The sequence below is a fragment of the Streptococcus sp. 3874 genome (assembly GCF_013276425.1).
In the GTDB taxonomy this organism is placed as follows: Bacteria; Bacillota; Bacilli; order Lactobacillales; family Streptococcaceae; genus Streptococcus; species Streptococcus pseudopneumoniae.
Map to the genome: position 1 here is coordinate 1 of NZ_VMLA01000093.1, position 6,990 is coordinate 6,990.

At 41.1% G+C, this 6,990-nt stretch carries 5 protein-coding genes and 5 tRNA genes; all 10 read right to left on the reverse strand.

Going from position 1 to position 6,990, the window contains the following annotated elements; translation table 11 throughout:
* Positions 1-286 precede the first annotated feature (286 nt).
* The gene (locus tag HT703_RS08925) at positions 287-1,465 is read right to left on the reverse strand and encodes a LysM domain-containing protein (RefSeq protein WP_000746062.1); all 1,179 of its coding nucleotides are present in this window, start codon (positions 1,463-1,465) and stop codon (positions 287-289) included.
* A 162-nt stretch (positions 1,466-1,627) separates the two neighbouring features.
* Positions 1,628-2,251 carry an HAD family hydrolase gene (locus HT703_RS08930; RefSeq protein WP_001172818.1) on the reverse strand — a complete coding sequence of 208 codons (624 nt, stop codon included), beginning with the start codon at positions 2,249-2,251 and terminating at the stop codon, positions 1,628-1,630.
* A gap of 3 nt (positions 2,252-2,254) precedes the next feature.
* A complete protein-coding gene (locus HT703_RS08935; RefSeq protein WP_000473974.1) occupies positions 2,255-3,535 on the reverse strand; it encodes an MATE family efflux transporter in 1,281 nt (426 codons plus the stop codon).
* Between the two features lie 60 nt (positions 3,536-3,595).
* Positions 3,596-5,080: a threonine synthase gene (gene thrC, locus HT703_RS08940; protein ID WP_172930039.1), complete on the reverse strand. Its 1,485-nt coding sequence runs from the start codon at positions 5,078-5,080 to the stop codon at positions 3,596-3,598.
* 76 nt (positions 5,081-5,156) lie between these two features.
* Entirely contained in the window at positions 5,157-6,434 is a 1,278-nt protein-coding gene (locus tag HT703_RS08945) for a gamma-glutamylcysteine synthetase (protein ID WP_172930040.1), read from the reverse strand.
* Between the two features lie 107 nt (positions 6,435-6,541).
* Positions 6,542-6,625, reverse strand: a tRNA-Leu gene (locus HT703_RS08950).
* Positions 6,626-6,634: 9 nt separating this feature from the next.
* Positions 6,635-6,706: transfer RNA gene (locus tag HT703_RS08955), tRNA-Gln, on the reverse strand.
* Between the two features lie 13 nt (positions 6,707-6,719).
* Positions 6,720-6,792, reverse strand: a tRNA-His gene (locus tag HT703_RS08960).
* Between the two features lie 14 nt (positions 6,793-6,806).
* Positions 6,807-6,877, reverse strand: a tRNA-Trp gene (locus tag HT703_RS08965).
* 4 nt (positions 6,878-6,881) lie between these two features.
* A tRNA-Tyr gene (locus HT703_RS08970) sits at positions 6,882-6,962 on the reverse strand.
* Positions 6,963-6,990: the final 28 nt, after the last annotated feature.

Sequence of the window (6,990 nt, forward strand, 5' to 3'; positions counted from 1 at the left end):
TTTGAAAACAATTGAGTATAAAGTAAAATAGATTGCAAGAATGTTGCTTGAATCATTACAAGACAGAAACTTCCCATCTTCCATTCAAATTGATACTCAATGAAAATCAAAGAGTAAACTAGAAAGCTAGTCGCAGGTTGCTCAAAGCACAGCTTTGAGGTTTCAGATAAAACTGACGTGGTTTGAAGAGATTTTCGAAGAGTATGACAAATAAAAAACGAACAAGACCTACTTCCTATCACGAAAGCTAGATCTCATTCGTCAAAATGATATTACCAAGTCTGGTTTATCCATTCATTGAAACGTGAACATGGTCATAGTGGTTTTCTGTCACACTACCGCGGTCTGGCATTGGATTCCAAGTGTTAGCTGGCCCATATTTGCTATCGAATGGAGCATAGAAACGTTGTTTCCAGATGATGTAACTAATGCCGCGGCTGGCCATATTTTGAATAGCGTATTCCGCAATCTTATCCCCTAGTTCTGAGCTTTCTGGTACAATAAAGTCAATAGCCAAACCTTTTCCGTGATCTCCACTGTCTCCTGGACGGTAACCACTAAAGAATGTGATGCCAAACAAGTTGGCAATTTCTTCTTTAAAGACAGCCGTTTGTGGTTGAAGGCCTGCATTTTCAGATTTCGCTACTGCAAGTCCAGCATAATCAGGCGCAGCTGGAGCTGTGTAAGTTGTTGAAACTATCTTCGTCTCTTCTGGTTGATAAGTAGAAACTGTTGGTGTAGCTCCATTTGATGATGCTACTTCTTTTGCTTCTGAACTTGTTGCAGTTGTTTCAGGAGCTTTTTCTTCTACTGGTGTTGTAGTTGCTTCTACTGCTGATTCAGCTTGAGTGCTTGCTTGAGTTTCATCTTTCTCAGCTGGAGTCATTGCCTGAGGAGCTGCTTCTGCAACTGCACTACTTGTTTCGGCTGTTTGCTCCTCTGGGACAGAAGTTCCTGTAGATGGTGTCACTTCTTCTGTAGCAGTCACTGTCTCTGTAACTTCTGAATTTGATGAGACTTCTTTTGGCGCTTCTGCAATTGGTTGAGAAAGATCTGCAACTTGAACAGTTTGATCATCTACAGTCACTTGATTGGTTGTCAAATCTGCTGTCGCAGTTGTCACTTCTTCATTAGAGTCTGCTTGGGGTGTTTGGATTTCAACTTCCGTTACTTCTTCTACTTCATTGACAGTCGTTGTCAAAACAGTTTCTGGGAAAATCAAGTCCATATTAGTGATTTTATTCAAATTCGCAAGAACTGTGACATCTACACCCAAGGCTTCTGCAATTGTGCTCAAGGTATCACCATACTGTACTGTATAACTTGTTTTGTTGTCCGTTTTAGTCAAATCATTTTGGATTTGCTCAACACTACGTGCAGTCCAAAGAACTTCTTCTGCTTGAGTTGCCAATACTGGAGCAAATGACAAGGCTACTGTTGAGGCTAATAATATTCTTTTCTTCATTCTTTCAAATTCCTTTCAAATGAGTACCTGACTATGATAACACAAAAAATGCAGAAAAAAAGCCCTCTCGGGCCTATTTAACAGAACTGTCTATTCCTTGTAACAAACTCGGTTACTTGAAATAGTTTGTTAGGTCTCTGTCACAAAACTGACACAATCTTTTTATCGCTCAGCCTCAAAAATACGGGAAATATCTGCTAAGGCTTGAATCCTGTGATTGCCTTCATAAGTCGACTCTAAAAAATTGATACTTTGAATCCTACTATTCTGGGCAAATTCCACATCCAAAGTTCGATCTCCTATATAATAAGTATTATCAAGATTCAACTGATACTTGTCTATCAGATAGGTAGCTGCTTCTGGACTTGGCTTGCGCGCAAAGCCATTCTGACTGGTTAGAATCTCTGTAAAATAGGATTCCAGCCCCAGATCTCTTAGAATAGTAAAAGCATTGTCTCTCTTATGAGTGTAAACAAAGTTCCGAATCCCTACTTGGTCTGCCCAAGCCAACACTTCACGCGCACCTGGCATTAAGACTACCTGGGTATTCTTTTCAGCCAAACTCTGGGTACGCACCTGATTTAGCACTTCCGCATCTAGCTTTCGCTCTTCTGCTACCTGCACAAGCAAATCTTGCACCGAATACTTGAGGATAAACTCTCTCACCTTCTCCTTATCATAAGGAATAGCAAACTGAGCAAAAGTCTCCTCAATCCCTGACAAAATCGCTTCGTAAGAGTCCAATAAAGTCCCGTCTAAATCCCAAATAAAAGCTGTTTTTTGCATTTCCTATCCTTTCAAGCTCATATAACGCTGGTAACGGTAACGTAGAAATAACCAACGAAAACCATTATCCAAAAGAGTTCCGGCCCAAATACCGGGCAAGCCCCAACCAAGCACAATTCCCATCAGATATCCTGTTCCAATGCGGATACACCACATTCCTATACTTGTCGCATAAAAGGGAAGCCGAGCATTGCCCAAACCCTGCCAGACTGCCGTATAGATGACTGTTCCTGTCGTCATAGGGGTTCCAAGTAGTGAAAAAAGTGTTACTAGAACACTGGCCTCCACCGCTAGAGGATCAGTCGTATAGAGATGAGTTAATGGTACACCCAAGGCATAGATACTAAAGGTCAAAGGCAACATGAGAATCAGAGAAAGCCAAAAGGTTTGTTTGCTCAAACTAGCGACTCTTTTCCAATTATTCTCTCCAACTGCTCGGGCCACCAGCATGACCGTTGCCGTAGCTACGCCAAAGACAGGCATATAGTTAAACTGGGTCAAAACTTCTCCGATTGCATTTCCAGCCACTGCCTCCGTCCCAAAAGAAACAACCAAGGCAATGATCACGACATCTCCAGCCCGCATCATGAGACGTTCTCCAGCTGCTGGTAAAGCCAAGGTCAACAGTTCCTTATCTAAACCAAAAGTTGGCTTCGCATAAGGCAGTTTTAATTGTGACCACAAAATCACAAGACCAACCAAACGAGACAGAATAGTCCCCCAAGCAACACCAGCTATCCCCATATCCAGAACAAAAATAGCTAGACTTGAAAAAAGAATATTCAAAGCATTGGATAAAAGACTCACATAGAGGGGCAGACGTGGATTATGCGTTGCACGAATCAAGGCTCCCAGACTCGTCATCAAACCTAAGAGAACAATCGAACCACCTACCAAAGATAGATAGAGTCCTCCACTTTCGGCCACAGTCTGTTCAGTTCCCAAAAGTCCTAACATCTCTTGCCCAGCGAAAATGGACAAAAATCCTAAAAGGAAACTTAATAGTAAGGTAATCTTCAACGCCTCAGTCACATGGTAGGCTAGCTTAGACTGATTCTTCTCCCCTAAACTCTTTGAAATAACACTGGAAATAGCTGCCCCCAGAGCGATGAAAATCGCCTGGTAAATCGTGATAATATTGCCAGCTACTGATACACCCGAAATAGCTATCAAGCCCAAGTGGGCTACCAAGTAACTATCCACCATCCCCATGAGCATCTGCAAAAAGTTTTCGCCCATAGCTGGCAAGGCAATATTAAGAATGTCTTTATTTTTCTTAAACAATCCGTCCTCCTGATGAAAAGAAACTCAGTTGGTTTCCCAACCGAGTTTACTCCCTCTGTCTTAAAGTCCTAGATAAGCCTCAACCGCTGCTTGCATGTCTGTTGCTGCAACAGTTGTCTTATGACGAACAGGAGCTGTTTCAAGCCCGTCAACTGCTGGCGGCACTGCCACTCCTGAAATATCATGTAATTGAGCCAAGGCTTCAAAGTCGCCAAGCCCTGATTTTCCAGTTACAGCTTCTACTGCAACCACTGGGAACTTGTATGGACTCGCTGTTGAAGCAATCACTGTCTTAGTCACATCGCCAGTAGCCGCTTGGTATTTCTTATAAACTGCCGAGGCAACCGCCGTATGTGGATCCTCGATATAAGAATCTGACTCATAAACGCGCTTGATTTCTGCTGCCGTTTCTTCCTCAGTCGCATATTCAGCTGCAAAGAGGTTAAGAATCTCTGCATCAAAGTCTGTCAACTCATATTGTCCTTGTTTGTTCAAGGCATTCATGAGTTCAGCTGTCTTAACCGCATTATTACCCAAAAGGTGGAAAATGAGTCGCTCCAAGTTTGAAGATACCAAGATATCCATAGATGGGCTAGTTGTTACCTTAAACTCACGTTTCTTATCGTAAACACGTGTTTTGAAAAAGTCAGTTAAAACATTATTGTCATTTGAAGCACAGATCAATTTACCAACTGGGAGACCGATTTGTTTGGCATAAAAGGCAGCCAGGATATTTCCAAAGTTTCCTGTTGGTACTGTGAAGTTGACCTTATCACCAGCCACAATCTCACCAGTCTTGACCAACTGAGCGTAGGCATAAACATAATAAACAATTTGTGGTACCAAACGACCAATATTCATAGAGTTTGCAGATGAAAATTGCAACTTGTTGGCCGCTAATCTTTCACGAAGAGCCACATCGTTAAACATATGCTTCACATTTGTTTGGGCATCATCAAAGTTACCATCAGTAGCGATAACATGAGTATTGTCGCCAGTCTGAGTGGTCATTTGCAACTCTTGAACCTTGCTGACACCATCCTTTGGATAAAAGACGATGATCTCAGTACCAGGAACATCCGCAAACCCTGCCATAGCAGCTTTTCCAGTATCACCAGATGTCGCTGTTAAGATGACAATCTTGTTCACCAAACCATGCTTCTTAGCAGCTGTTGTCATAAAGTATGGCAAAATAGACAAGGCCATATCCTTAAAGGCAATCGTTGAACCATGGAACAGTTCCAAATTGTATTGACCGTCTAATTTCACCAAAGGCGCTATAGCTGGAGTATCAAATTTACTATCGTAGGCATTGTTGATACAGTAGTCCAACTCTTCAGCTGTAAAGTCATCTAAAAATGCTGACAAAACAATCTTAGCAACTTCCTGATAAGAAGCAGCTTTCAATTTGTCAAAGTCCAAATCTACCTTTGGATAAGTAACCGGTGTAAACAAACCGCCGTCCGTCGCCAAACCTTGCAAAATAGCTTGGCTAGCAGTTACTGTATTGTTGGCATCACGCGTTGATTGATAAACTAATGTCATTACTCTCTATCCTTTATCTATAGTCTCTTCCATTATATCATGATTTTTCAGAAAATTCTCCCTTTAGTAAGAGAAATTATAGGCTCAATTCTTCTTTCAAAGGCTGTAGGTAGGTCATTTCTTTCTTATTTCTCATCTTCAGTCCTTCCTCGGCTAGCAGGAGTAAGTCTTTGGAAAATCCAATAATCGCAGTTTCTTCCTGATCTGTAAGCTTTTTCTTAGAAAATTGTCGTCTTAAAAATTTATAATTTCGCCCAAATTCTTTAAAGAAAGGTGCTGTTTCTAAGTAAGCTTCTAACTTATCTAAATTAACTAATAATCCCAAGTGAAAGGCAGCAGAAGCGAAGGTTTTATCTAGAGGCTGAGTACACACACTACGAAACTCAACTGTTCCTCGAGTCGTTAAGTCTTGGTACTGGTAACTACGATGAGTTTCAAAATCCTTCTCTTGAGGGTAAATAAGAATCTCATCCCCATTAAAAGCATATGCTTGGATTTCAGATGTAGCCAAATAGTCCCTAGCCTGAATGGGATAAAAATAATAGGTTTGTCCATCACGTTCCGCAGTAAAAATCGCAGAATGATCGAGATAGTCAAAAAAATCATCTTCATCATCAAAAAGTCTAGTATTAACCCCAACATTCTCTGGATAGATGCCCTGCATCGATTCTTCCCAGAAGATGTCCCTTGAAATTTTTGTATCCCAATCCGCACCTGTAAACTTAGAATTGGCAAATAAATAAGCCTTAACTGTTTCAATTTGGGTAAAAGCATTAATCACCCGTAAGTAGTTGGATTTTGAAATATCCAGCTGAACCTGACTCCCACAGATAAAAGCACCATATTCAGGGAAATAATGTAAATCTGATTTAGTAATATTTCTACTCAAATTCAAATAATCCATCAACATTTGATAGCGTGGATAAGCCACTGGATAATTCTCATTTTTATCCCAGTTAGGATGAATTCCACAGCCAACGATAGCATGATTGGATTCAGCTAACTTTCTCTGAATTACATCCATATAATTATTAAAACGATTTTCGACATCTTGAATTGTTTCAGCCTTACCAAATGCAAACTCAATCGTTGTATAGGAAACTTCAAATAAAATAGCATCCTGACTTATCGGATCTACTAACTGGATCAGATTGCCAAAATCATCTACCTTTTCGACAGTAAAATCAAAAGAAGAAACTAAATATCGGAATAAGTACTTGATAACTTCAACATCTGTAGCATCCCCTTCCAAGTTTACAACAGGATATTCCAGCTCAATCCCGACAAACAATTCAGGATTTTCTTTAATATTTTTCAAATACCGATGTTTTAATAAATCGATAGAACGAGACATACTTCCCTACACTTTCATAATCTAAATAAAATTTGGATAAGTATTATTATAGCAAAAATAATATAAAAAAGGAACGAAGACTTACAACGTTCCTTATCGCTATACTATACCGGCGGCCGGGGTCGAACCGGCACGTCCTTGCGGACACTGGATTTTGAGTCCAGCGCGTCTGCCAATTCCGCCACGCCGGCAAATAGTAACTGGGGTAGCTGGATTCGAACCAACGCATGAGGGAGTCAAAGTCCCTTGCCTTACCGCTTGGCTATACCCCAATAATATAAAATAGGCGAGTGATGGGGATCGAACCCACGCATGCCAGAGCCACAATCTGGTGTGTTAACCACTTCACCACACCCGCCATAATTTTATTAACACGGGCAGTAGGAATTGAACCCACACTGAAGGTTTTGGAGACCTTAGTTCTACCTTTAAACTATGCCCGTAAAATGGAAGGGGAGGGATTCGAACCCCCGAACCCGAAGGAGCGGATTTACAGTCCGCCGCGTTTAGCCTCTTCGCTACCCTTCCAAAATATATAAATGGCGCGAGACGGAAT

Coding starts and splice junctions, on each gene's coding strand:
- HT703_RS08925 (WP_000746062.1), bottom strand. CDS start 1,465: ATGAAGAAAAGAATATTATTAGCCTCAACAGTAGCCTTGTCATTTGCT.
- HT703_RS08930 (WP_001172818.1), bottom strand. CDS start 2,251: ATGCAAAAAACAGCTTTTATTTGGGATTTAGACGGGACTTTATTGGAC.
- thrC (WP_172930039.1), bottom strand. CDS start 5,080: ATGACATTAGTTTATCAATCAACGCGTGATGCCAACAATACAGTAACT.
- HT703_RS08945 (WP_172930040.1), bottom strand. CDS start 6,434: ATGTCTCGTTCTATCGATTTATTAAAACATCGGTATTTGAAAAATATT.